The 23,552-nt window shown below is 62.2% G+C and carries 21 protein-coding genes; 7 read left to right on the forward strand and 14 right to left on the reverse strand.

Annotated elements, in window-relative coordinates; genetic code table 11:
• Window positions 1-57: 57 nt before the first annotated feature.
• Together ACR0FC_RS13525 and hslU are read right to left on the reverse strand one after the other, a co-directional pair.
• Window positions 58-1,155: an alpha/beta hydrolase gene (locus ACR0FC_RS13525; RefSeq protein WP_170340659.1), complete on the reverse strand. Its 1,098-nt coding sequence runs from the start codon at window positions 1,153-1,155 to the stop codon at window positions 58-60.
• Between the two features lie 101 nt (window positions 1,156-1,256).
• Window positions 1,257-2,564 (reverse strand): ATP-dependent protease ATPase subunit HslU, encoded by a 1,308-nt coding sequence (gene hslU, locus ACR0FC_RS13530; RefSeq protein ID WP_170340657.1) that lies wholly within the window; start codon window positions 2,562-2,564, stop codon window positions 1,257-1,259.
• Window positions 2,565-2,764: 200 nt separating this feature from the next.
• Between hslU and ACR0FC_RS13535 the strand changes: the two genes are divergently transcribed.
• Window positions 2,765-4,006: an MFS transporter gene (locus tag ACR0FC_RS13535; RefSeq protein WP_170340655.1), complete on the forward strand. Its 1,242-nt coding sequence runs from the start codon at window positions 2,765-2,767 to the stop codon at window positions 4,004-4,006.
• Window positions 4,007-4,009: 3 nt separating this feature from the next.
• Here ACR0FC_RS13535 and hslV read toward each other — a convergent pair whose 3' ends face one another.
• The gene (gene hslV, locus ACR0FC_RS13540) at window positions 4,010-4,567 is read right to left on the reverse strand and encodes an ATP-dependent protease subunit HslV (protein ID WP_170340653.1); all 558 of its coding nucleotides are present in this window, start codon (window positions 4,565-4,567) and stop codon (window positions 4,010-4,012) included.
• Window positions 4,568-4,762: 195 nt separating this feature from the next.
• On the opposite strand from hslV, the gene ACR0FC_RS13545 reads away from it, so the two are divergent.
• Window positions 4,763-4,957 (forward strand): DUF1127 domain-containing protein, encoded by a 195-nt coding sequence (locus ACR0FC_RS13545; protein WP_093963877.1) that lies wholly within the window; start codon window positions 4,763-4,765, stop codon window positions 4,955-4,957.
• Window positions 4,958-5,086: 129 nt separating this feature from the next.
• Here the strand turns inward: ACR0FC_RS13545 and trxA are convergent, their stop codons facing one another.
• From trxA to regB, 8 genes are all read right to left on the reverse strand, one after another.
• Entirely contained in the window at window positions 5,087-5,407 is a 321-nt protein-coding gene (trxA, locus tag ACR0FC_RS13550) for a thioredoxin (RefSeq protein ID WP_093963876.1), read from the reverse strand.
• Between the two features lie 60 nt (window positions 5,408-5,467).
• The gene (addA, locus tag ACR0FC_RS13555; RefSeq protein WP_170340651.1) at window positions 5,468-8,827 is read right to left on the reverse strand and encodes a double-strand break repair helicase AddA; all 3,360 of its coding nucleotides are present in this window, start codon (window positions 8,825-8,827) and stop codon (window positions 5,468-5,470) included.
• Window positions 8,824-11,751 (reverse strand): double-strand break repair protein AddB, encoded by a 2,928-nt coding sequence (addB, locus tag ACR0FC_RS13560; protein ID WP_170340650.1) that lies wholly within the window; start codon window positions 11,749-11,751, stop codon window positions 8,824-8,826. Before addB ends, addA begins: the two co-directional genes overlap by 4 nt.
• On the reverse strand, window positions 11,744-12,430 hold the full coding sequence (locus ACR0FC_RS13565) for a nucleotidyltransferase family protein (protein ID WP_170340649.1): 687 nt from the start codon (window positions 12,428-12,430) through the stop codon (window positions 11,744-11,746). Before ACR0FC_RS13565 ends, addB begins: the two co-directional genes overlap by 8 nt.
• Window positions 12,427-13,431, reverse strand: coding sequence for an aminoglycoside phosphotransferase family protein (locus ACR0FC_RS13570; RefSeq protein WP_170340648.1), 1,005 nt, complete (start codon window positions 13,429-13,431; stop codon window positions 12,427-12,429). Before ACR0FC_RS13570 ends, ACR0FC_RS13565 begins: the two co-directional genes overlap by 4 nt.
• A complete protein-coding gene (tsaE, locus tag ACR0FC_RS13575) occupies window positions 13,428-13,898 on the reverse strand; it encodes a tRNA (adenosine(37)-N6)-threonylcarbamoyltransferase complex ATPase subunit type 1 TsaE (RefSeq protein ID WP_170340647.1) in 471 nt (156 codons plus the stop codon). Before tsaE ends, ACR0FC_RS13570 begins: the two co-directional genes overlap by 4 nt.
• A gap of 41 nt (window positions 13,899-13,939) precedes the next feature.
• Window positions 13,940-15,448 (reverse strand): PAS-domain containing protein, encoded by a 1,509-nt coding sequence (locus tag ACR0FC_RS13580; protein ID WP_170340644.1) that lies wholly within the window; start codon window positions 15,446-15,448, stop codon window positions 13,940-13,942.
• 66 nt (window positions 15,449-15,514) lie between these two features.
• Entirely contained in the window at window positions 15,515-16,912 is a 1,398-nt protein-coding gene (regB, locus tag ACR0FC_RS13585) for a sensor histidine kinase RegB (protein ID WP_170340642.1), read from the reverse strand.
• 90 nt (window positions 16,913-17,002) lie between these two features.
• Between regB and ACR0FC_RS13590 the strand changes: the two genes are divergently transcribed.
• Together ACR0FC_RS13590 and ACR0FC_RS13595 are read left to right on the forward strand one after the other, a co-directional pair.
• Window positions 17,003-17,629 carry an SCO family protein gene (locus tag ACR0FC_RS13590; RefSeq protein ID WP_170340640.1) on the forward strand — a complete coding sequence of 209 codons (627 nt, stop codon included), beginning with the start codon at window positions 17,003-17,005 and terminating at the stop codon, window positions 17,627-17,629.
• Window positions 17,630-17,709: 80 nt separating this feature from the next.
• Window positions 17,710-18,264: an ActR/PrrA/RegA family redox response regulator transcription factor gene (locus tag ACR0FC_RS13595; RefSeq protein ID WP_093963867.1), complete on the forward strand. Its 555-nt coding sequence runs from the start codon at window positions 17,710-17,712 to the stop codon at window positions 18,262-18,264.
• A 50-nt stretch (window positions 18,265-18,314) separates the two neighbouring features.
• On the opposite strand, the gene ACR0FC_RS13600 is transcribed toward ACR0FC_RS13595, so the two are convergent.
• The gene (locus tag ACR0FC_RS13600) at window positions 18,315-19,454 is read right to left on the reverse strand and encodes an alpha/beta hydrolase (protein WP_217355917.1); all 1,140 of its coding nucleotides are present in this window, start codon (window positions 19,452-19,454) and stop codon (window positions 18,315-18,317) included.
• Window positions 19,455-19,682: 228 nt separating this feature from the next.
• On the reverse strand, window positions 19,683-20,276 hold the full coding sequence (locus tag ACR0FC_RS13605; RefSeq protein ID WP_170340639.1) for an HD domain-containing protein: 594 nt from the start codon (window positions 20,274-20,276) through the stop codon (window positions 19,683-19,685).
• 204 nt (window positions 20,277-20,480) lie between these two features.
• Here ACR0FC_RS13605 and ACR0FC_RS13610 point away from each other — a divergent pair, with 204 nt between their 5' ends.
• Together ACR0FC_RS13610 and ahcY are read left to right on the forward strand one after the other, a co-directional pair.
• Complete coding sequence (locus tag ACR0FC_RS13610; protein ID WP_170340637.1) at window positions 20,481-20,795, forward strand: hypothetical protein; 315 nt, start codon at window positions 20,481-20,483, stop codon at window positions 20,793-20,795.
• Window positions 20,796-20,894: 99 nt separating this feature from the next.
• Window positions 20,895-22,283: an adenosylhomocysteinase gene (gene ahcY, locus ACR0FC_RS13615; RefSeq protein ID WP_170340635.1), complete on the forward strand. Its 1,389-nt coding sequence runs from the start codon at window positions 20,895-20,897 to the stop codon at window positions 22,281-22,283.
• A gap of 54 nt (window positions 22,284-22,337) precedes the next feature.
• Here ahcY and ACR0FC_RS13620 read toward each other — a convergent pair whose 3' ends face one another.
• The gene (locus ACR0FC_RS13620) at window positions 22,338-22,985 is read right to left on the reverse strand and encodes a DUF899 family protein (RefSeq protein ID WP_170340633.1); all 648 of its coding nucleotides are present in this window, start codon (window positions 22,983-22,985) and stop codon (window positions 22,338-22,340) included.
• A gap of 188 nt (window positions 22,986-23,173) precedes the next feature.
• On the opposite strand from ACR0FC_RS13620, the gene ACR0FC_RS13625 reads away from it, so the two are divergent.
• Window positions 23,174-23,515 carry a DUF2853 family protein gene (locus ACR0FC_RS13625; protein ID WP_170340632.1) on the forward strand — a complete coding sequence of 114 codons (342 nt, stop codon included), beginning with the start codon at window positions 23,174-23,176 and terminating at the stop codon, window positions 23,513-23,515.
• Window positions 23,516-23,552: the final 37 nt, after the last annotated feature.

Genomic DNA, 23,552 nt, shown 5'->3' on the forward strand with positions numbered 1-23,552 from the left:
CCCCCGCGCCCAACCACGGAGCATTGTCCGCAAGGAAAAGGCGGACCCCGCGCCCAATCACGGAGTGCTGACCCGCACCTGCCCGGTTTCGGTCAGAACAACCTCAGTCGCGCCGGCATCGTTTCGCACGGCCGGCGGCACAAGAAGATCAATACCACCCTGATCCCGGCCAAAGGTCCTGCTGACCCGGCCCGCCGCGTTGAGAATCGACAGAAGTGCCGGAGATGTGGCGGCTACGAAATGCGAGGATTCCGCATCCTTGTTGAAGGCCGTGGTGTCAATGATGCTGACCGGGTACTGCGCCAGCTTCTCGGTCGAGCTGATGTTGCCCAGCCGCTCACCCTTGGCAGTTCCGCGCAGGCGTCCGGACACGTTCAAGATCTTGTCTTTGCGCGAGACCATGATCACAAATTGCTCGGGCGGAGATTTGATTACCGCCATCTGCGACCGGAACACGTCAACGTCGAGATCGGGCGAGATCAGCAACACACCTTCCAGATTGCGCCGCGACCAGCCCGGCTCGCGCAGCTCGGCTTGGCGCATCATCTCCATGGTCAGCGCGCCTCCCATCGAGTGCGCAACGATCAGCACGCGCGGGACGCCCAGGGATTTCAGCGTAGAGATGGTTTGTTGCAGACCGTCGCGGGCAAACAGCATGCTGTCCAGATCATAGGCATAGCCCGATCCGGACCCTCGGCTGGGCCAGGAATAGACCAACGTCTTGCCAGGCAGGCCGATATCGTGAGCCAACTGAGCCGCGCGAAAAACGGTCTCGGTCTGGGTGGCGTTGTAGCCATGAACAAAGATTGTGACTTCCTTGGCGCCGTTCAGCCGTGCTTTCAGATCCTGCTCGGACGGAAATTCGCGCACACCGGCCAAAACGAACTGCCGGCTCGGGTTCGGGTCCGAATAGGAAAACTCAAGCGTCCCGGGGCGGTGGTTCGGCGGGATCGAGACGGTGGTTTCGAGGAATTGCAGGCGGTCAGCACGACGATACCCGTAAGAGCCATCGGCCTCGCGTGCGCGGGTGGTCGCCGCGAACACGGTCTGCGCGGTGCCGACGTCCAACGCTTCGGGCAAGGTGACCGAGATGGATCGGTCAACGCAGCCTCCCAAAACGGAAACCGTGACGAAAATGATCAGATAGCGCAGCACGGAACGATCCCAGACCAACAGTTACGTGCTACGCATAGCGTAACCTGCCGACGCGTCCAGATAATTGCGCAGGACCAACCGGCAAAAACCGGCTGATCATGTTACAGAACGTAACGGCTCAGGTCCGTGGATTTGGTCAGCTCACCAAGGTTTTCATCCACAAAGGCCGCGTTGACCACGATTTCCGCGCCGGCACGGTCCGGCGCGACAAAGGACAGATCTTCGAAAACGCGCTCCATCACGGTGTACAGGCGCCGGGCGCCGATATTCTCGACGCTCTGGTTCACCTCGGCGGCGATCCGGGCTAGCGCGGCGATCCCGTCCTCGGTAAAGCTGACGGTAACGTTTTCGGTGCCCATCAAAGCCGTATACTGGCGGGTCAGCGCGTTGTCCGTCTCGGTCAGGATGCGAACGAAATCCTCTTCGGTCAGCGCACGCAGCTCGACCCGGATCGGCAGACGCCCCTGCAGTTCCGGCAACAGGTCCGAAGGCTTGGCGATATGGAACGCGCCGCTGGCGATGAACAGAATGTGGTCGGTCTTGACCGGGCCGTGCTTGGTGGAGACGGTGGTGCCTTCGATCAGCGGCAGCAGGTCGCGCTGCACGCCTTCGCGGCTGACATCCCCTCCGCGGGTTTCTGCCCGTGCGCAGACCTTGTCGATCTCGTCCAAAAATACGATGCCATTCTGCTCGACCGATTCCAGCGCCGCGCGGGTGACGGCCTCGTCATCCAGCAACTTGTCGGCCTCTTCCCCGATCAGGATGTCATAGCTTTCGGCAACGCTCATGCGGCGCTTGACGGTGCGCCCGCCGAATGCCTTGCCGAAAATGTCGCCCAGGTTCATCATGCCCATCTGTCCACCCGGCTGGCCGGGAATGTCGAACATCGGCATCGGGTTGGACGTATCGGCCAATTCAAGTTCGATCACCGTGTCGTCCAGCTCGCCGGATTTCAGCTTCTTGCGGAACATCTCTCGGGTGCTCTCGCGGGCGTCCGAGCCGGCGATGGCCTCGATCACGCGGTCCTCGGCAGCCTGATGCGCCTTGGCTTTGACCTCTTCGCGCATGTATTCACGGGTCTGGATGATCGCGGCATCGGCCAGATCGCGGATAATCTGTTCGACATCGCGGCCAACATAGCCGACCTCGGTGAATTTGGTCGCTTCGACCTTGATGAAAGGCGCGCGGGCCAGCTTGGCCAGGCGGCGGCTGATCTCGGTTTTGCCCACGCCGGTGGGCCCGATCATCAGGATATTCTTGGGATAGACCTCGTCGCGGATGTCATCCGCCAACTGCTTGCGCCGCCAGCGGTTGCGCAGGGCCACGGCGACAGCGCGCTTGGCATCCTTCTGCCCGATGATGAAACGATCCAGTTCCGAGACGATCTCGCGCGGGGTCAGGTCGGTCACAGGGCAGTCCTTTCGATGGTCGGCAGTCAGCTGCGGCTTAGGTAAGCACGGGGTCGGCAAAAACAACCGAGACCGCACATTTGGCCGCGTTGGTTAACAATGACCCGGCGCCAATGCAATTCTTTCCTGACCTCCGTGTTGGGAGATTTCGGTGTCCTCTGATAGGGTTGGCGGAATGTGCGCGGGACCCGGAGCGTGAAATGACCAAGATTGCCAAGATTACCCTGCTGTTCGTGGTGTTCGTGGACCTGATCGGCCAAGGGCTGGTTTTTCCGATCATCAACTCGCTGATCATGGAGACGAAATCGGGCTTTCTGCCGGCAAGCACGTCCATGGGCAGCCGTCACTTCTACTACGGTCTGGTGATCGGGTGTTTCTTCCTGTCCTGGTTTCTGGGCGTCGTCTATGTCTCGAAAGTTTCGGACTCCATCGGGCGCAAGAATGCACTTCTGGTCTGCCTGGGCGGCGCGCTGGCCGGCTATGCGATCACCATTGCGGCGCTGTATCTCAACAGCCTGATCCTGTTGATCGTGGGCCGGTCGATCACCGGGTTCACGGCAGGAAACCAACCCATTGCGCAGGCGGCCATGATCGACGGCAGCACGGATGCGGCCGATCGTGACCGGAACATGGGTTATATCGTGACAGGGGTCAGCTTTGGCCTGGTCGGCGGCCCGATCATCGGAGCGGTCCTGTCGGATGCGGCGCTGTTGGGCAGCGTTGCCACGCTTAAGACCCCATTCTACGGCGCGTTTGTCCTGGTGCTTATCGCGATCCTGCTGGTGCTGTTCTTTTTCAAGGATACCCGAACCGAACGCGAACCCTTCGTCTTTCGCCCCCGCGATGTGACCGACAGCCTGGTCGCCGTACGTGGCCACCCCATGGTTCTGAAGATCCTGCCCGTCTACGCGTTCTTCATGATCGCGAACGTCACCTTCTACGTGTTTGTGGACAATTTCTTGACCAGCGCTTTTGGTTACGGCGTGATCGGCGGCAGCATGGCCATGGTCGTCATTGGTGTGGCGCTGGCCTTCTCCAGTACGTTTCTCGTGAAACCCGCGCAGGAACGGTTCAGCAAGCACAACATCATATATGTTTCGCTGATCGTCATGGTGATCTGCGGCTTTGCCTTTGCCTTCAGCCCCAGCGGCGTGCTCAGCTACGTGCCGGTGTTCCTGTTCTATTTCCTGTTCGGCGTGGCCTACCCGACCCTTCTGGGCCTGTTCTCCTCGTCGGTCAGCGAGGCGGATCAGGGCTGGGTCATGGGCGTAACCACGGCCGTGTTCTGCCTGGCGGGTGGAATCATGTCGCTGATCGGCGGCGGGTTGATGAGCATCGATATCCGCCTGCCCTATTACATCGTGATCGCCTCGGCCATTCTGGGGCTGATCGGGATGCACCGCCGGTGGAAGGGCAAGGAGATTTCGGCCCTGCTGGCCTGACCCCTAGCCCGAAATGCTCTCAACCGTCAGGTTGCCGTTGGTGTAGACGCAGATGTCGGCGGCAATTGCCATGGCCTCGCGGGCAACCTCCTCGGCCGACTTGTCGCTGTCCATCATCGCGCGCGCGGCTGCCAGGGCAAAGTTGCCACCCGACCCGATCGCCGCCACGTCATGTTCCGGTTCGAGCACGTCCCCGGCCCCGGTGATCACGAACAGGTCACGGCCGTCGGTGACGATCAGCATCGCCTCAAGCTTCTGCAGGTACTTGTCGGTGCGCCAGTCCTTGGCCAGTTCGACCGAGGCGCGAGCCAGTTGACCGGGCGTGGCCTCCAGCTTGGCTTCCAGCCGTTCCAGCAGTGTGAAGGCATCGGCAGTGGAGCCGGCAAATCCGGCGACGATCTCGAACCCGCCGGGCGACAGGCGCCGCACCTTGCGGGCGGTGCCCTTGATCACGGTCTGGCCCAGGCTGACCTGCCCGTCACCCGCGATGACGATCTGGCCGCCTTTCTTGACGCCGATGATCGTGGTGCCGTGCCAACCGGGAAAGTCGTTCTCCACCATTCAAGCCTCCGTATCCGTTGATGCCCTATATGGGCCGGAGGCGCGATCCGCGCAACCCGTTCTCAAACTGCCCAAAAGATATGCAATCCGTGCATCACGGGGTTGTCGGACCAGCAATTGTGAGTCGCCTGTCGCAAGACTAGATGAGGCTTACAACCGACACAGGGTCGGCTGTTTCAAAAAAGGAATGCGCAAATGGCAACCACCGCAAACATCCATGCGCCGCTCGGAGCAGCTACCATCCTGCGTGTAGTGGACGGCATCTCGCACGCTTTCGAAGCTGTCGCCGAATGGAACACCGCCCGCAAGACCCGCAAGCTGCTGTCGCAACTGAGCGATGCCCAGCTGGAAGATATCGGTCTGGTCCGCGAAGATATCGCCAAGATCTGAATTCAGACCGAATTCGACTAAAGACGAATGGCCGCTTGGATTTCCGGGCGGCTTTTTATTTTTGCGCAGACCATGCACAAAAAAAGGCGCCCGATGAGGAGCGCCTTTTTTGTTGAGTTCCGTTCGGTATCAGATGGATTCGTCGATCCAGCTTTGCAGGGCGGCCTTCGGGGCAGCGCCTGCGCGGTTCGAAACCACCTGACCGTCCTTGAAGATGAACAGCGCGGGAATACCGCGTACGCCCATGGCTGCGGCCGAGTTTGGGTTGCTGTCCACGTCGACCTTGGCGATCTTGACCTTGCCGCCATATTCAGCCGCCAGCTCTTCCAGAGCGGGGCCGATCTGCTTGCAGGGTCCGCACCACTCGGCCCAGAAATCCACCACGACGGGGACGTCCGAGTTCTTGACTTCGGCGTCAAAGGTTTCGTCGGTTACGGCTACGGTCGACATATTCTGTCTCCTGAATGACATGCGGTTGGGAGTCGAACGTAGGTGCGCCCATTGGGGAGGTCAAGATATCTGGGCCCGCACCAGCGCATCTGTCACAAGATCGTGTGGCAGCCACATCAGGCGCGCCGTCCGGGTCCACAAAATCGCGGTGCGGATCTCGCGGCCAGGATAGATCTGCGACAGCGCGGCGGCATAGGCGCCCATCTGGCGCAGCAGGCCCTCGGGGCAGGTCTCGGCCCGATCGGGAATCGTGGCGTTCGATTTGAAATCAATGACTTGCACCACGTCATCCGTCACGATCAACCGGTCGATCACCCCGTGGATCCGACGACCGTCCAGAGTGGCCGAGACGGGCACCTCGGCCAGCGCGGCCGGTGCAAAGACGGGGGCCAGGTCCGGCGCGGTCAGTACGCCCGCCGCCTCGGCCAGAAGGTCGCGGCGGTCACCGTCCTGCATATCGGGCAGAAGCCGGGCGCAGAGCTGATCCCACCGGTCGCGTGGCGCCTGGGCCAGATGTTCGAGCAGAAGGTGCAGGCGGGTGCCGCGCAGTTTGGCGGCCTCTTCCTCAAGTCCGGTCTCGCCCGGCAGGGCCTTGGCCCCGCCCAGATCGGACGGGCTGAGCGTCTCGGGATCGGGCGTCGGCTCGGGCGCGGGCCGGTGGAACAGGTCCGGCAGGGTATCCTGCACCGGTTCCGGGGTCGGGCGATGGTCCAGTGGCAGATCCTCCCAATCGCCATGCGCCAGACGGCGGACGCCGGTGCCGGGGATCTCGGTGGCCCCTGCCCGGCCCATCGCCTCTTCGACCAGCTGGTACCAGCTGGACCCGTCCTTGCCCAGATCGCCGGCAGCCGCCACGATCAGCCATTTCTCGGCCCGGGTCAGCGCAACGTACAGCAACCGCAGCCGCTCGTTCTCCTCGCGTTGGCGCGCGTCTTCGCGGGCGCGGGCCACAAGGCCGGGCGACAGGTCGGCGGGCACCTTCCACAGCGGCGTTCCGTCGGCGACCATGATCTCGGCATCGCGGGGCGGCTGCCGCTTGCCGGTGTCCGGCAGGATCACGATCGGCGCCTCCAGCCCTTTCGAGCCATGCACTGTCATCACCCGGATCATGTCGCCCACGCCGGTCATCTGGCGCTTGATCTCAAGGTCGTCGGTCTGCATCCACACCAGGAAGCCCGTCAGGCTGGGAATGTCCGACCGCTCATAGGCCAGTGCCTGCGACAGCAACGCGTTGATGCCGTCCTCGGCCTCGGCACCCAGACGGCCCAAAAGTTTGCGGCGTCCGTCATGTCGGGTCAGCACCCGTTCGATCAGGTCATAGGGGCGCAGAAAGTCCACCTGCCCGCGCAGATCGTTCAGTACCGCCAGCGTTTCGGGAAAATCCCCGGCTCGTTGGCGCAGCGCCGCCCACAGGTACCTTTCCTGCCGACGATGAGCCAGGTCGAACAGCATCTGCTCGGACCAGCCGAACAGCGGCGATTTCAGCACCGTGGCCAGTGACAGGTCATCCTCGGGCGTGGCGAGAAAGCTCAGCAGCGCGGCCAGATCCTTGACCGCCAGTTCCGCGCCCACCTTCAGCCTGTCGGCCCCTGCGATCGGCAAACCCTGGGCCTTGCAGGCGCGGATGATCTCGGCGAACAGGTCCGAGCGGCGCTGAACCAGGATCAGGAAATCCCCCGGCCGCACCTTGCGGCGCACGAATGTGCCGCGCGTGGGGCCGTCTTCGGGGATGGTTTTGCCGGCGTCGATCATGGCCTTGATGCGCGCGGCTATCTGGTTGGCCAGGATCACCGTGTGATGCTGCGCCGCGGGCCGATCGACCGGGTCGGTCCAGTCGCCCTCGTCCGCGTCCTCGACCTTTTCCACCACCGGCCACAGATCGACCCGGCCGGGCAGATCGGCCTTGAAGGCGCGGTGCTGGGACTCTTTCTGAAACCCCGCATCGGCGCGGTTTTCGAACAGGATATCGACCAGCGACAGGATGGCGCTGGAGGAGCGGAACGAGTATTCCAGCGTCCAATCCCACAGTTTAGAGCCTGATTCCTTTAGTTTCCGCCCAAACTCGGCCTGCATCCGGTCAAAGGCCTGCGGGTCTGCCCCCTGGAAGGAATAGATCGACTGTTTCTTGTCGCCAACCACGAAGATCGTCCGCTCGACCCCGGACCGCGCGCCCTCGCCGCTGGTGAATTCCTGCGCCAGTTTCTCGACCACATCCCATTGATCGGGGCTGGTGTCCTGCGCCTCGTCCACAAGGATGTGGTCGACGCCGCCATCCAGCCGGTACAGAACCCAAGCGGCCACCGCCGGATCGTTCAGCAACAGGCGCGCGCGCAGGATCAGGTCGTCGAAATCCAGCCAGCCGCGCAGTTGCTTGCGGCGCTCGTATTCCGGCAGGAAGGCCGCCGCGAAGCGGTGCAGCACCAGAGATTTGCGTGCGGCTGCCAGCGCCAGTCGCCCTTCCCTTGCAGCTTCGACCCGCCGCATCAATGCCTCGAGCGGATCCATCTGCCCCGCCAGAACCCCCTCGCGTAGCGCCTTGGTGGGAAAGCTGTTGATCTTGGCGGTAAAGGGCTCTTTGGCGGATTTGCCGGTCAGGAACACATCTTCCAGCACCGGCAACTGACCCAAGGCGGGTTCAGTGAAGCCCGACAGTTTCTCGGCCGCCTTGGCGTCGGTCTTGCCGCCGCCCGCCAGCGCCGGAAGGATCGAACGGATCAGCTCGACTTCGCCGCCCAGAAACACCTGCGCCAGCAGCGCGTCCTCGTCGAACCCCTCGGGCAGGCCAAAACGGGCCAGCAGGTCGGGCCATTTCAGCGCGGGCGTGAACAGGGTGCGCTTCTGGGCGATCGCGGCGGTCAGCTTGTCAAAGCCGGTATCGGTGATGTGTCGGGCCACGTCCTCGATCAGGCGGGCCTGCGGGCCTTCGGCGAAATCCTCGACGATTTCCTCGCGCAGCAGGGCCGCGGCACGGTCTTCCATCTCGGAAAATTGCGGGCTGACCCCGGCCTCGAGCGGGAACCGCCGTAGCAGCGAGGCGCAGAACGAGTGGATCGTCTGGATCTTCAAACCGCCCGGCGTTTCGATCGCGCGCGCGAACAGGGTGCGGGCACGGGCCAGGCGGTCGGGGTCGATCACCCCTTCGACGCCCAGTTCGGTCAGTTGCCGCTGCAACGTGGCGTCGTCCAGCATCGCCCACTCGCCCAGCCGTTTGAACAGGCGGTTCTGCATCTCGCTGGCGGCGGCCTTGGTGTAGGTCAGGCACAGGATGTGCTGCGGCTGAACGCCGTCCAGCAGCAGCCGCGCCACGCGGTCGGTCAGAACCCGCGTCTTGCCCGAGCCCGCATTGGCCGCCAGCCAGGTCGACGCATCGGGCCGCGCCGCCTGAACCTGCCGTTCGGTCGCTTCGTCGCGCGGGGTCATGTCAGATCCTCGGGCTTGGTTTCGGCGGTGCGGTCCCATTCGCCGAACCGCGCCAGGTGGTCATAGTCGCCCACGTCGCTGTCCTTGTGCATCATCCGGCGCGACGAAAACCCCTGATCAGGCTCTAAATAAAAAGAAATCAGCTCTTTCAGCTCGGCCAGAACCCTGTCGGGCGGCTCTTTGTCCAAGGGTGCCGGGACCTCTTTGTAGGTGCCGCCCATACCGATGAACACGGCGCTGGCCACGGCCATCGGGTCAAATCCGTCGATCCCGCCCTGCTCGGCCATCGCGGCTTCGATCAGCAGCTGTTTGTCGAACTTGGCCTGCTGCGATTCCGAGGGCGGCGTGCCGGTCTTGTAGTCGATGATGGTCAGCGCGCCGCGGCTGTTGCGGTCGATCCGGTCGGCGCGGCCATTCAGGGTGAACCCAATCGGTTCCAGCGTCAGGCGCATCTTGGCCTCGAACGCGATCGGGCCGCCGTCGCTGCGGCGGCTGACCTCGGCGCGCAGAAAGTCGTCGACGATCCGCTCGAGCCGCGCCAGCCAAAGTTTCCGGGCGGTGGGCCAGGCGACATGCTCATCCAGCAACGCCTCGGCCCGTTTCAGGAAATTGTCGCGGGTCAGCAGCGCGCCGTCCAGCACGCTGTCCTTGACGAAATGTTCCAGGATCTCGTGGATCACGATGCCGCGCAGCAGGGCGTCGGGCGCCTGTACCAGCGCGTCCAGCGGTTTCAGGCGCAGAACGTGCTTGGCATAGATCGCATAGGGGTCGCGGATCAGCCGCTTGATCTCGGTCACCGACAGGCGGCGCGGGCGCGCGGCCACCGGCGGGCGCGGTGAGGGGCGCGGTGCGGCGGCGATCCGGGGCGCCTGTTCCAGCATCTCGGACCAGCGCAGCCATGTCTTGCCCCGGTCGCGCATCTGTTCAAGCGCAGCTCGGCCGCCCTGATCCGGCAGGCCCTGCAACAGGTTGGTCAACCGGTTCAGCCAGCGTGACGGAACGGTTTCGGCATCATCCGAGCGGACCGCGCGGGTCAGCCAGACCTCGGGCGCGCCGATGGCCTGCTGGAAATCATGCGCCGACAGGCCGATGCGTCGTTCCGGCAGCAGCAGGCCGGCACGGTCGCGCATCTGGCGGTTCAGCCAGGGGTCTGGCGCGGGAGCCTCGGGCCAGCTGCCTTCGTTCAACCCACCCAGAATCAGCAGGTCGGCACCCTGAACCCGCGCTTCGAGCGTGCCCCAGATCATGATCCGCGGCTGGGGGGCGTCGCGGTCGCGGACCTCTTGTCCGGCCAGCAGCGCACCCAGCAGATCGGCGAAATCCAGCGCCGTCATCTCGCCGCCGTGCTCGGCCTCGTCCGCAAGGCCCGAGATCACCGCCAGCGCCGTTTGGCCAGCGTTTTTCTCCCACAACTCGCCTGCGCCGTCGGTTCCGGCACCGGCAATCGCCTCGGCCAGATCGCGCAGGCGCTGCACCCAGCCGGTCAGGGGCAGAGTGCCGCTGATCTGCTGGTCGCAGAAATGGCGGATCAACCACTGGACCCACGCGTCGGGTATGTCTTTTTCAACGGCAAAGCCGGTCAGGCTGGCGCTGTCGGGGAAGGGCGGGCCATTGCGACGCAGGCGCAGTTCCAGATCGCGGCTGTGCAACAGATGCGCGCCGCGGTCGCCGGCGCTGTGACACAAGGGGTGTTTCAGCAGGGTCAGCAGCGCCTCGGCATCCAGACGGCGCGCGAACAGCCCGGCCACATGGCGCAGGAACCGGCCCGGTGGCGACAGTTGCAGCGGCAGGCCGGCGCTGTCATCGGGCAGGATGTTCCAGCGGTCCAGCGCGGCGCTGACCTGGCGGGTCAGCATCCGATCGGGGGTGATCAGGGCGGCGGTCTGGCCGGTCTCGACCGCCTGCCGCAGGCGCAGGGCGATGGCCAGCGCCTCGGCCCGCGGCGATTGCGCTTCGACCAAGGTGATGTCGCGAGTCGCGGCATCGAGATCGCGCATCTGCGGGCCTTCGCTCATCCAGGCATCGGTGATCGGGGCCGGGCGCAATGCCAATGAAACCAGACGGTTGCGCGCGGGCGAGGGGGGCTGGTCCGGGGTCCAGGTTGCAATCTGGGCCGGCCCGATCCCCAGTTCGGTCATCAGCTTGCGGAACCGGTATTGCGGATGATCCTCCGAGGTCATTGCCGAATCCAGCCGCTCCCAGACATGGGCGGGCTGGTCGAAATCGTACCCCGGCAGGATCAGCGCCCCCTGCGGCAGCCGCGCCACCGCCTGCATCAGCATCAGCGTGGTCCCGCGCGAGCCGGTGGACCCGGCCAGGATCACCGGGTGTTGCGGCGGCGCGTCCTGCCAGCGGGCGATCAGGTTCTCGACCACGCGGCGTTGGCGGGCCTGCACGTCCAGGCTGCCATCCTCGGTCTTCAGAAACTGGTCGGCGATGCCGATGAAGGCCTGCGCCCGTGCCCAATGGCCCGACAGGTCGGTCACGTCCAGCTGCCGGATCGCCTCGGGCGGGACGCCTTCTCCCTGCATCTCTTCGATCAGGGCGGCGAGGCTGTCGGACAGGTCAAACAGCGATGACCGCGCGGCCAGGTCCGGTTGCTGGTCCAGCAGTCGCGCCACCAGCTGCGTCAGTTCCAGCCGGCGACGCAAGGGCGGTACGGCGGGCGGTACACGATCAAGATCGACGCTTTCGCCCAGATCGGTGACCAGCGAAATGCGGGGCAAGAGGCAGGGCGGACCCTGATCGAACAGCTCGCGCACGCGGCGGGCCATGCGGCGGGTGTTCAGCACCAGTTGCACGCGGGCCAGCGCCTCGGGCGGGCGGCCGACGCAGCGCGCCCGCAGCCCACGCACCAGTGCCTGCGGAAAATCCGCACCGGGCGGCACCGCAAAGACCCGGGGGGTGGCGCTGGGGTCAAACATCGGCCAGCATCTCCTCGGCCAGGGCGATGCCTTCGGGGCGGCCCACATCGCACCAGCGCCCGGGGTATTGCAGACCGAACAGCCGGCTATCGCGGTGCATCCGGTCCCACAAGACATTGAGCGAGAACGCTTTTTCCGGAATGTCCGCCAAACCGTCGGTCTTGAGGATCTGAATGCCGCCATAGACGTGACCCGGCCCGCGTGCAAGCCGGCCTTGGGGGTCGATCCTGAAATCTCCGGGGCCTGTATGTCCGATCGTCTGTGCGATCGGCACGCAGATCAACAGCGCGTCCATCCGCGCCGGGTCCCAGGCCGCCTGCAGCAGTTCCAAAGGGTTGGGCCCGGACCAGATCGCATCGGTGTTCATCGTGAAAACCGGACCCGGACCCAACAGCGGCAAGGCCGCCCGCAATCCGCCGCCGGTTTCCAGGATGTCCGGCTGTTCGTGTGAAAGCAGGACACCACGTGGCGCCAAATGATCCGCCAGCTGATCAGCAAGGTAATGCAGGTTCGCGACCACCCGTCGCGGCCGCACCGCATCCGTTAGGTCCAGCGCATGGTCGATCAGCGGCCGCCCGGCCACCGGGATCAGCGGCTTGGGCCGGGTGCGGGTCAACGCGCCCATTCGGGTGCCGAAACCGGCGGCAAACAGCATGATAGCCTCGGGTGTATCGGTCATCCGGCCCTCAGCCTTGCAAGGTTTTCGGGCGTTGGGGATGGCAGCGCCTGCCGAACCAGATCCGCGACCGAGACCAGCGCCGGATGCTCGAGATCGCGCATCAGATGACCCCAGGCCGCCGGGATAAAATCCACGTAATGCGGTTTGCCATAGTCGGTGGCGAGGCGGGCAAATCCGCCCAATATCCGGAGGTTGCGTTGGGCGCCGAGGACACTGTACGCCGTGCGGAAATCGTGGTCATCCACACCTGTTGCCGTGATGTAGCGGTTGACCATGCTCATCTCGATTGCGGCCGGGACAGTGCGGCGGACATCCTGCAGCAACGACATCAGGTCATAGGCGGGATGGCACAGCATTGCGCTTTGAAAATCCAGCAGGCCGACCCGGCGAACCCCGTCGCGCTCAGGCAGCCAGATCAGGTTCTCGGCATGGTAGTCCCTTAGGGTCACCACCCGCGTGCCCGAGGTTTCCTGCAGCAATATGTCGGCGAACCGATGCTGAAAACGATCATGGGCGTCTACGTCATAGGCGCCTTGTATCCCTTGGGCATATTTGGTGAAGGCAAGGGCCGACAATTCCGCCATGAGGGACGGGTCATAGCTGTCCAACGAGGGCAGGGGCCCAGAGTGCAGGTGGACCAGCACGTCGGTTCCTGCCTCGTACAATTCACGCTCGACCTCCGGTTGCTTCTCGATCAGGCGGGCAAACAGATCGTCGCCGAAATCCTCCAGCAGGAGGAACCCGTTCTCGGCGTCCTCGGCAAGAATCTCGGGCGCGCTCAGACCGACGGACTGCAGGTATTTTGCCACCCTGACAAAGGGCTCCACGTCTTCCCCCTTATCCGAGGGCGCGTCCATCAAAACGGCGGTTTGCCCCGTGTCCGGGTCGGTCAGACGTTCATACCGGCGGTTCGAGGCGTCTCCGGCCAGCGGTGCGCGAGAGGCTTTGGCCCAAGGGGTCCGTGCGATCAGCGCCTCGGCCAGAACTGCGCGGTTGGTCATGCGATCCTCTTCAATTTGTCGGTCCACTTGGGATCGGACCACGTCAGGGTCAGGTGTCGGGTTTCTTCGGCAGCAGGGTCGGCATGAAACTGCACCAACAGGGCCGAGGCCGGCTGTAGCGGACCCAGCTTGTCAGGCCATTCCACCAGGCAGATCGCCGTGTCAAAGGCCTCGGTCAGGCCCAATTCCTCGATCTCATCCACCGAAGTCAGCCGGTACAGATCGGAGTGCCAGATTTCGCCGGCTTTGCCATCGTAAACCTGAACCAGCGTGAATGTGGGCGATGGCACATCTTCGGGCACAGGCAGTGCTGATTGGATCAGATTGCGTGCAAAATGGGTTTTGCCACTGCCGATTGGGCCGTCCAGCAAAATAACGTCGCCGGGCGCCAAATGGGCGGACAGGCGGCTGGCCAGATCGGCGGTTTCTTCCGGTGATGTCAGAGTGATCGAAGCGGGCGAATTCATGGCGCCACAATGAACGGGGCCCGAACCCTCTGCAACCCGGTTCAGGCGGTGATCTGCAACATATCCGGCGTTTCTCCAAGCGCGTGTTCGATCGTGAACCGGACGATGGTTGCGCCGTTCTGGATTGGGCTGACCGTGCACAAGAGCCGGGTGCCGTCGCGCTTGTACAGATCAGAGCTCCACTCGACCCGGTTGTTGCGCATTTCCACGAAGTCCCGAATGTCACCCAGAATTGGATTGGCCTGACATTGCGACTGCCACTGACGGGTGACGTCCAGAACCGTGGCTGGTTCAAAGCCGACCTCGTCCGAGTCTCCCCACAGCAGTTGGTAGGCGTAGTTGGTGAAGGCCAGCGTCCCGTCATCGGCAAACACGGCAACCGCATCCGCAAGCTTGTCGAGGATTGACTGCATAAGGTCCATCTCGGACCGGAATCGGCGGGTCAGGGTGATCTCGGCGGTAATGTCCTCGAACAGGAAGGCGACGGCGCCGTCGGGATGGGGGCGGCCGCTGACCGAATAGACTGAGCCCGACGGCAGTGACCAGGTTTCCTGGTAGTTTCCGTCCTCGGCCGCCTCCAGAAGATCGTTCATCTGCCGGCGCCAACTGCGGTAGTTCTTAGGTTCGGGCATCATGTGCTGATCCCGAAGGCGGTCAAAAAAGCTTGAGATATTCGGCCGGCAACTGAGGAAATCGGGCGGTAAAGCAGTCAGGTCGATCAAGGCGGGGTTGAACAGTGCCAACTGGCGGTTTCGATCAAAGATTGCCAGGCCGATCGACAGCTGCGCGAAGGTTTTCGTCATCGTCTGGACGAATTTGCGCTGGGCGGTCTCGGCCTCGACAATGGCGTTTACGTCGACCGCATAATGCAGGTGACCTTCGTCCAGTTCCACACGCGTCAGATCGAACCACAGCTTGTTGCTGCTATCCTTCACCGGAATTGAGACGCGGGTCTTCTTGCCGGGCCGCGCTTCTTCGGTCAGTTCAGGGAACATGGGTTGGGTCAGATCCGTGTCCGGCCCGCGCGCCTTGCGGGCCAGCGCGACATAGGCGGCGTTGCACCATCTTATCTTGTTGGCATGATCCAGAAGCCACACGGGGTAGGGCGCGCGGTCCATGGCCAGGCGGATCGGATCGTTCGGATCCCTCCTTGCTGGTTCGGTGATGCCGGTCAAATCACGCAACTGCACCCGGACGATGCCGTCGATCCATTCACACCGAACCTCGCGCTCGACCGTACAATCTATGGCCGAAACCACGATATTGCCCTGCTGGCGGACGGTTTCGTAAGTCTCGGGGAAGGCCGGAAAGTCGCGCTGCAGCAGGCGCCTGAGATCATCCCAGTCATTCACTGCCTCGAACCCGGACAGGGCGATGTCGGAGTGGCTGATCAGGCGGCTTCCGTTGAACAGAAACACCGCATCCAGCAACGAAGCCGGCGCAGACAAACCGAAATTGTCACCGCGCCGCGGACGGCGCGGCATGAGCCACTGCAGGGCAAAGCCCGACGAAACCAGGCTGATCGCCGCAAGTATGATCCAGTCGGCCACAGCGCCGCCTACCCCAAAAACAAACCGGACCCGAATTTGCGCTGAAATGGTTAACGGTGTCTTAACTCAGACCTGAAACCGTTCGTTCACGCCCGACGGAACCGGGTTGTCGCCTGTCTGCGCATCGATCAGCTTGCGCGGCCATGTCACCAGCACGATTGCACCGCGTCGCTCGGCCTGGTCCGTCACCGCCTGGTAAGGGTCAGACCCATTTGCAAATTTCAACTCGGCGCCGCTGCGCTCCAAGAGCGTTTTTGCGATGAATAGGCCCAACCCCATACCCTCGTATTCGGGGCGTGTGCGCAGATCGCTTTCGGCGCGTCTGCGGCGCATGAACGGGTCACCGATACGGCCGATGATGTGTGACGGATAACCGCGCCCGTCATCCATGATGCTGACGGTGATCCGGTCCGGCGTCCATTCGGCCTCGACCCAGACTTGTGCGCGAGCAAAGTCCACGGCGTTCTGGATCAGGTTTCGCAGGCCATGAATGATCTCGGGCTTGCGCAGGATCGAGGGCTGCTGGACATCCCCGTCAGGCCCCGGGCCTTCGTCAAAATGTACCTGTTTGCCCCTGTGTATGTGGGGCTCGGCCGCCTCGTGGATCACGGTGGACAAAGGTGCCTGGCGCAGGTGCAGGTCATCTTTGCCGGCCCGACCCATGTCGCGCAGAATGTCCCGGCATCGGTCGGCCTGCTCGCGGATCAGGGCGGCGTCTTCCTTCAGGTCCGGGCGGTCGTCCAATTCTTCGATCAGTTCTGAGCTGGTCAGCTTGATGGTGGCCAGTGGCGTCCCCAACTCGTGCGCTGCGGCGGCGACAACGCCGCCGAGGTCGGTCAGCTTCTGCTCGCGCGCCAGAGCCATATGGGTGGCGGCCAGCGCCTCGGACATCGACTGAACTTCGGCGCTGATGCGGTGCGAGTAGGCACCGATGAATACGATCGCGATCACGATAGCGGCCCAGTTGCCGAACAGCAGGATGTCGGGGATGTCCAGAACAAGGCCGAGATCGGTGCGCAGCGGCAGGTGAAACTGGGCCAGAAGCGTCGCCAGCACGATTGCGGCGCCTCCGATGATCAGGGTCGACCGGGTGCTCATGACGTTGGCCGCAATCGTCACGGGGCCCAGCAAAAGCAGGGCAAACGGGTTGTTCAGACCGCCTGTGAGATACAGCAGGAAAGCTAGCTGCAGCAGGTCGAACATCACCATGAGGAAGTTTTCGAATTCCGACAGGCGCTTGTTCTGCGGGAACAGCAGGATGGCGGTCAGGTTGCCCATGACCGAAACACCGATGGCAAGGTAGCACAGCCCAAGCTCCAGCTGGACGTGATAGGTCTGCTGGGCCACGGTGATGGCCGTGATCTGGCCGATGATTGCGACCCAACGCAGCAGGATCAGCGTGCGCAACCGGATCCAGCTGCTGCGTTCCTGTCCGCGCCAGAGGCTGGTGTTGGAATCCGTCATCGGGCGATTATGTCCTGTTGCGTCCGCTGGTCAACTTGATAGGTGTCCCGGCCGAACCGATCAACAACCCCATGTGTCAGGAATTTCGCCATGACCCGCCTTTATGCCATTCTTGCAACCGTCGTGCTGGCCGTGGGCCTGGGCGCCATGTGGCTGATGACGCGCGGCGGCGGCTCGGACGACAAGTTTGCCCAGTGCCGGTCCAGCCAGATTGCAGGCGGCACCGCAACCATCGGCGGCCCGTTCGAGTTGATCAACTCCAAGGGTGAAACCGTGACGGACAAGGACGTGATCACCGAGCCCTCGCTGATCTATTTCGGTTACACCTTCTGCCCCGATGTCTGTCCTCTGGACACCACCCGCAATGCCGAGGCCGTCGACCTGCTGACCGAGCGCGGTTATTCGGTCACTCCGATCTTCATCTCGGTGGACCCGGACCGGGACACCCCCGACGTTGTGGGTGATTTTGCCTACAACCTGCATGAAAAGATGATTGGCCTCACCGGTACGCCGGAACAGGTCAAGGCCGCGAGCCAGGCCTACAAGACCTATTACAAGGCCCAGGACAAGAGCGACGAGTACTACCTCGTCGACCATTCGACATTTACCTACCTCGTTACGCCGCAGGATGGGTTCCTCGAGTTTTTCAAACGCGACGCGACGGCCGAGCAGATGGCCGACACTGTTGCCTGCTTTGTGGACCAGGCGGCAGAGTAACCGTCGGTTTGACCTTTGGTGTGGCGCTGCTATTACTCATCTCAAAGCCTATCGGCATGAAATAGCAGAAAGACCACACCATGGCAGACAGTGCCCAGCTTGACATTGGCCCCGACAAATCCCTGCTTTTGGTGGATGATGACGAGCCGTTTCTGAGACGTCTCGCCAGGGCGATGGAAAAGCGCGGGTTCGAGGTGGAAACCGCCGGTTCCGTCGCCGCCGGCCGCGCGATTGCCACCGCCCGCCCGCCCGCCTTTGCCGTGGTGGACCTGCGGCTCGAGGACGGCAACGGGCTGGACGTGGTCGAGGTGCTGCGGGAAAAGCGCCCCGACAGCCGGGTGGTGGTTCTGACCGGATACGGTGCAATTGCGACTGCCGTGGCGGCGGTGAAAATCGGCGCGACCGACTATCTGTCGAAACCCGCCGACGCCACCGACATCACCAACGCGCTGCTGGCCAAGGGCGACGAACTGCCCCCGCCGCCAGAAAACCCCATGAGCGCCGATCGCGTGCGGTGGGAGCATATCCAGCGGGTCTATGAGCTGTGCGACCGAAACGTCTCGGAAACAGCGCGTCGCCTGAACATGCACCGCCGGACCTTGCAGCGGATTCTGGCGAAACGCAGCCCGCGGTAGCGTTTTGCCGATCGGCACTGTTCTGGCGACAGGCTTGGGAAATCAAGAAATTAAGGTTCGCCTACAACTTCCACTGAACCTTCGCCAATAAGGTCCTGAAGTTCTGTAGTGGAACGCCTGCCGGTCCGTCTGCTTGTGCGGATTGCTTCCCCAGCAATTCGAACAACCTCAGGGGACGAAGCAAATTTCGAGTGACTTGTGCTTTGAGAGTCCTGGACTTGGCTGAGATCAATAACGGTGACTCCTGACCTTGCGAGTTCGGCTGCATCGGCTGCGCCAACACGGTCGACTCCGCCAGAAATGAACTTCGAAAAACTCAAGGCTCCGTCGTCCGAGGATACGAGAACAAAGATTTTCTGATTGTCGTGGGTGATAGTTGAGAGCTGGCTTTCGAATACGGCCAAATCGATATCGGGTGCTGCCAGAATTATGTTTCGAATTTTCTTGTTGGGATTGAACTCGCCAGCAATTTCGGCTTGCGAGATGGCTTCCATCGTAAGGAACGCTCCCATCGAAAACGCGAGTATGTCAAATTGTTGAGCCTGTGATCGCGAAATGATCTCACCGGCTTTCAAAAAGTCTGATCTGGCAGCGAGGGCGCTGTTGATATCGTAGACGTATTTCAGAGTCTCTGCAGCAGACGCCCATGACATCAATACGGGGATCCCGTCATACTCGGTATCCTCGACAAACTGTGCCAATCTAAGGATGGCATCGCTCAGGGTCGTGTTGTAGCCGTGCACAAAGACCAGAACGTTTCTGTCGGAAACGCTGAGGTTCAGTAATTGATTGTCAATTTCAGAAACAAAGGCGGCTTCCGAAACATAGACTTTTGGTTCAACTATGGTGAAGTGCTTTGAGGCAATAGGTGGCAGAGAGCTGGCTCTTTCAATTTTCCCTGCTTTGTGAATTGGCGGGATGGTGACGACTACTGAAGCCAAGCCCAAACCCTCACCGCGGTCACCGGAAAAGAAGACCCCTTCTGCACCGGACGCTTGACGCGTCGTGGCAATGAAGACTGTTTGGCGCTTGGCCTCTTTTACCTCAGATGCAGGAAGTCTTGGATTATCGATCCCTACCAATTCCGGCGGGCGGCCGCATGAAGCCGCTCCCAGCAACATCATCGTGGATAAACACAGAAGCCGGAATGCGCGCGGTAGATCCGAAGTTCCAATTCTGAGGCGTTTCATACAAGGACGGTCACTCGGCTCGGTTGCGCCTCATTAGACTGACGGTGCTGTTCTTCTGTCAACCGACGAACGCTGGAGCCGCTCTTTTTGGATCAAGCAGTGTCTTCTCTGCGGTACGATATTGAGTAAATGAGGCCGTTCTTCGGAGTTTAGACAAACGGACTGCGTGGGCGCCGCAAAGGCAATTATGTGGCTGGGGGCCAGCAAGATTCCGTTACCATTCGAGTTTCATAGCTCCGCCAACAGTTCCGCATGCCGCGCCGTATACGCCTGCCGCACATCAACTGGCGGCCTAAGGGTGATCTGCAACCCCTCCATCACCGCCGCGTCCGGTTGGCCAAAGAACTTGGTTGCCTCGGCCTCGGAAAACCCCGCGATCTGGGTGGCCTCCATCCACGCGCTGATCCGGTCGGCTCTCTTGATCTGACGTTTCACCGTTTTCGGCACCGCGGCGGGCAGGCCGAAGCGGATGTGGATCGCTGCCGCCAGCCGGTCGTCCAGCGCGCCATAGCCCGGGCCGACCGCCGCCTTCACCGGCGAGATCATGTCGCCGATCACATATTCCGGCGCATCGTGCAGCAGCGCCGCCAGCCGCCATTTCACCGGCGCCTTGGGGGCGATCCGGCCGAACAGCTCTTCGACCAGAAGGGAATGCTCGGCCACGGAATATGCGAAATCGCCCGCCGTCTGGCCGTTCCAGCGCGCCACGAAAGCCAGCCCATGGGCGATATCCTCGATCTCGATATCCACCGGTGTCGGGTCCAGCAGGTCCAGCCTGCGGCCCGACAGCATCCGTTGCCATGCCCTGGGTTGTGTTGCCATTCTGCCATGCCCCATGTTGTCCACCGTGCCCGCGACCCGGTTTTATGCTATGCTTAAGCCATCCTGATCACTGGCTGCCAACAATTTCTTGAGCAATCGTGCTTTGAACCGGCACCTTGTGATCACGACATGAAGACTGAGGGGGGCACGCGCTCCTCCCAGTGTGCCCCTCTCGGATTGAAACCCAACCGAAAGGAGCCTGTCATGTTCAAGCGTGTATTCGGACTGGCACTTGTCTTTGGAATGGCTGCGGCCGCGCCGCCTGCATTGGCACAGAACTGCGCCTTGCGCGGAGATGTGATCGCCAAACTGCAGCAAACCTATTCAGAGGAGCTTGCCTTTGGCGGCTTGCAGAACTCGCGAGGCGGACAAACGGTCATGGAGGTATGGGCCTCACGCGAAAGCGGGACCTATACCGTTCTGGTGACCCACGCCAACGGCATCAGCTGCATTGTCGCCGCCGGCACCGATTTCTTTGAAGCGATCCCAAAGATTCAAGCCGAGGGGACGCCCAGTTGACCTGAGCGCCGCTCGCGGTCCACTGCCACCCACATTGCCACTTTTCCCCAACGGTGTTAGGGCCTGCCCAAACCGTTGTTGATCGGAATGGAGCATCTGATGGCTGGCGACTACATCGTCAAAGACATTTCACTGGCCGGGTTCGGCCGCAAGGAACTGGATATCGCTGAAACCGAAATGCCGGGCCTGATGGCCTTGCGTGCGGAATACGGCGACAGCAAGCCGCTGAAAGGGGCGCGCATCGTCGGGTCGTTGCACATGACGATCCAGACCGCCGTGCTGATCGAAACGCTGGTCGCGCTGGGCGCGGATGTGCGCTGGGCGTCGTGCAACATCTTTTCGACCCAGGACCACGCGGCGGCGGCCATCGCCGAGGCGGGCATTCCGGTCTTTGCCATCAAGGGTCAGACTCTGGAAGAGCACTGGGACTATCTCGACAAGTCTTTCCTGTTCGAAGATGGCCCGAACATGATCCTGGATGATGGCGGCGACGCCACGCTGTACATCCTGCTGGGCGCGCGCGCCGAAGCGGGCGAGGACATCATCCCCGTCCCGTCCTCGGAAGAGGAAGAGGTCATCAAGGCGCAGATCAAAAAGCGGATGGCCGCAAGCCCGGGCTGGTTCACCAAGGTGCGCGATCAGATCAAGGGCGTGTCCGAGGAAACCACCACCGGCGTCAACCGCCTGTATCAGCTGGTCAAGGACGGCCACCTGCCATTCCCGGCGATCAACGTGAACGACAGCGTCACCAAGTCGAAGTTCGACAACAAGTACGGCTGCAAGGAATCGCTGGTCGACGGTATCCGCCGCGCCACTGACACGATGATGGCCGGCAAGGTTGCCGTGGTCTGCGGTTATGGCGACGTGGGCAAGGGCTCGGCCGCCTCGCTGCGCGGCGCGGGCGCCCGCGTGAAGGTGACCGAGGTCGACCCGATCTGCGCCCTGCAGGCCGCCATGGACGGGTTCGAGGTGGTTCTGCTGGAAGACGTGGTTTCGACCGCCGACATCTTCATCACCACCACCGGCAACAAGGACGTGATCCGCATCGAGCACATGCGCGAGATGAAGGACATGGCCATCGTCGGAAATATCGGCCATTTCGACAACGAGATTCAGGTGGCCAGCCTGAAAAACCACAAATGGACCAACATCAAGGACCAGGTGGACATGATCGAGATGCCCTCGGGCAACCGCATCATCCTGCTGTCCGAAGGCCGTCTGTTGAACCTGGGCAATGCCACCGGACACCCGTCCTTCGTGATGTCGGCCTCGTTCACCAATCAGGTTCTGGCCCAGATCGAACTGTTCACCAAAGGCGACCAGTACGAGAACAAGGTCTATATCCTGCCCAAGCACCTGGACGAGAAGGTTGCACGCCTGCATCTGGACCGGATCGGCGTCAAGCTGACCAAGCTGGACAAGGAACAGGCGGATTACATCGGCGTTACGCCCGAAGGCCCGTTCAAGCCCGAGCATTACCGGTATTGATCCGTCAGAAATACGCGGAGAAGGCGGCCATTTGGGCCGCCTTTTTTGTTGCGCTCAGCGGAGCGGCGGCACGAAATCGCCGCGCCCCTGCGGCGTCAGGTCCAGAATGTTCCATAAGGGCCAGGCAGCATCGACATGGCGTGGATGCCAGTCGCTGGGCTGAAAGAACAGCTCGGAGCTCCAGAAATGGTGAATGCCATCCGCATCGCGTTGAAACACGTTCAGAATCGGCAACTGGTTTCCGTCCTCGGTCTCGGCCAGATAGTCTTGCTGGTACGTTGTATCCAACGCGGAATACAGCGGCAGATCCTGCCAGCCCATGCGCCGGCTCAGCGCAGCCAAGGCATCCGGTGTATTCTGCGCCACGACCGCAAAGGCGGTTTTTCGGGTCAGATGTGCGACCTGCCCGGTCAGCCCGTCCAGAAAGGCCGAGCACATGGGGCAGGGGTCCTGCGCCTTGGGGCCAAACATCAGCGAATACACGACCAGAGTGTCATGATCACCGAACAGGCTTGAAATCGGGGCAATTTTGCCCCCGAGGTCCCGAAAAGCGTAATCCTGCGGGATTTGGCCGCCCTTGGGCAAGGTCCGGCGCAGCGCGGCCACTTCCTCGACCCGCGCACGCAGATCGGCTTCGGCGGCCAACAGAGCATTTCGGGCGGTTCGGTATTCGGCGCTTTCGTTCGGTAGGGCGATGGTCATGGCAGTCTCCTCGACTCAAAGATTAACTAAAATGTTAAATAAAAGTGAAACAATGATCAACCCGCGGGTGCGCGTATCCCTGCCTTGGGGGGAAACCGTCGGATTTTTCCCTTTGTTGAAAAGCTGTCAGCCGTTACCGTTCAGCCAGCGCCGCAAAGGCCGGAACCCAACCCACACAGGAGAGGACAATGGGAAAACGTGACGAGTTGATCGCCAAATACGCGGATGATCTGAAGAACAAGTGCGGGATGGACCCCGACATGGACCTGCTGACCAAGGTTACCATTGGATGCGGCCCGGCCATCTATGACGCGGACGCCGCAACCGTGGCTGCCAGCCAGGAAGGTGAGCTGGAAACGGTCAAGAACAACTTCCTGATCAAGAAACTGGGCCTGTCGGATGGCCCCGAGCTGATGGCCGCGATCAACAAGGTCATGGAGACCTATGGCATGTCCGAGCGCAACAAATACCGTGCGGTGGTCTATTACATGCTGACCAAGCATTTCGGCAAGGAGTCCGTCTACGGCTGATCCCGCCGCGACATTCGGAAACGCCCGCCCGACTGGT

The sequence above is a fragment of the Ruegeria sp. BB9 genome (assembly GCF_056539345.1).

Excerpts from the sequence above, each read along its gene's own strand:
- hslV (WP_170340653.1), bottom strand. The coding sequence starts at position 4,567 with ATGGTGGAGAACGACTTTCCCGGTTGGCACGGCACCACGATCATCGGC.
- ahcY (WP_170340635.1), top strand. The coding sequence starts at position 20,895 with ATGGCTGGCGACTACATCGTCAAAGACATTTCACTGGCCGGGTTCGGC.
- tsaE (WP_170340647.1), bottom strand. The coding sequence starts at position 13,898 with ATGAATTCGCCCGCTTCGATCACTCTGACATCACCGGAAGAAACCGCC.
- ACR0FC_RS13600 (WP_217355917.1), bottom strand. The coding sequence starts at position 19,454 with ATGAAACGCCTCAGAATTGGAACTTCGGATCTACCGCGCGCATTCCGG.
- ACR0FC_RS13570 (WP_170340648.1), bottom strand. The coding sequence starts at position 13,431 with ATGACCAACCGCGCAGTTCTGGCCGAGGCGCTGATCGCACGGACCCCT.
- ACR0FC_RS13590 (WP_170340640.1), top strand. The coding sequence starts at position 17,003 with ATGACCCGCCTTTATGCCATTCTTGCAACCGTCGTGCTGGCCGTGGGC.
- ACR0FC_RS13595 (WP_093963867.1), top strand. The coding sequence starts at position 17,710 with ATGGCAGACAGTGCCCAGCTTGACATTGGCCCCGACAAATCCCTGCTT.
- ACR0FC_RS13605 (WP_170340639.1), bottom strand. The coding sequence starts at position 20,276 with ATGGCAACACAACCCAGGGCATGGCAACGGATGCTGTCGGGCCGCAGG.
- ACR0FC_RS13620 (WP_170340633.1), bottom strand. The coding sequence starts at position 22,985 with ATGACCATCGCCCTACCGAACGAAAGCGCCGAATACCGAACCGCCCGA.
- ACR0FC_RS13535 (WP_170340655.1), top strand. The coding sequence starts at position 2,765 with ATGACCAAGATTGCCAAGATTACCCTGCTGTTCGTGGTGTTCGTGGAC.
- ACR0FC_RS13610 (WP_170340637.1), top strand. The coding sequence starts at position 20,481 with ATGTTCAAGCGTGTATTCGGACTGGCACTTGTCTTTGGAATGGCTGCG.
- trxA (WP_093963876.1), bottom strand. The coding sequence starts at position 5,407 with ATGTCGACCGTAGCCGTAACCGACGAAACCTTTGACGCCGAAGTCAAG.
- addB (WP_170340650.1), bottom strand. The coding sequence starts at position 11,751 with ATGTTTGACCCCAGCGCCACCCCCCGGGTCTTTGCGGTGCCGCCCGGT.
- regB (WP_170340642.1), bottom strand. The coding sequence starts at position 16,912 with ATGACGGATTCCAACACCAGCCTCTGGCGCGGACAGGAACGCAGCAGC.
- ACR0FC_RS13625 (WP_170340632.1), top strand. The coding sequence starts at position 23,174 with ATGGGAAAACGTGACGAGTTGATCGCCAAATACGCGGATGATCTGAAG.
- ACR0FC_RS13565 (WP_170340649.1), bottom strand. The coding sequence starts at position 12,430 with ATGACCGATACACCCGAGGCTATCATGCTGTTTGCCGCCGGTTTCGGC.
- ACR0FC_RS13545 (WP_093963877.1), top strand. The coding sequence starts at position 4,763 with ATGGCAACCACCGCAAACATCCATGCGCCGCTCGGAGCAGCTACCATC.
- addA (WP_170340651.1), bottom strand. The coding sequence starts at position 8,827 with ATGACCCCGCGCGACGAAGCGACCGAACGGCAGGTTCAGGCGGCGCGG.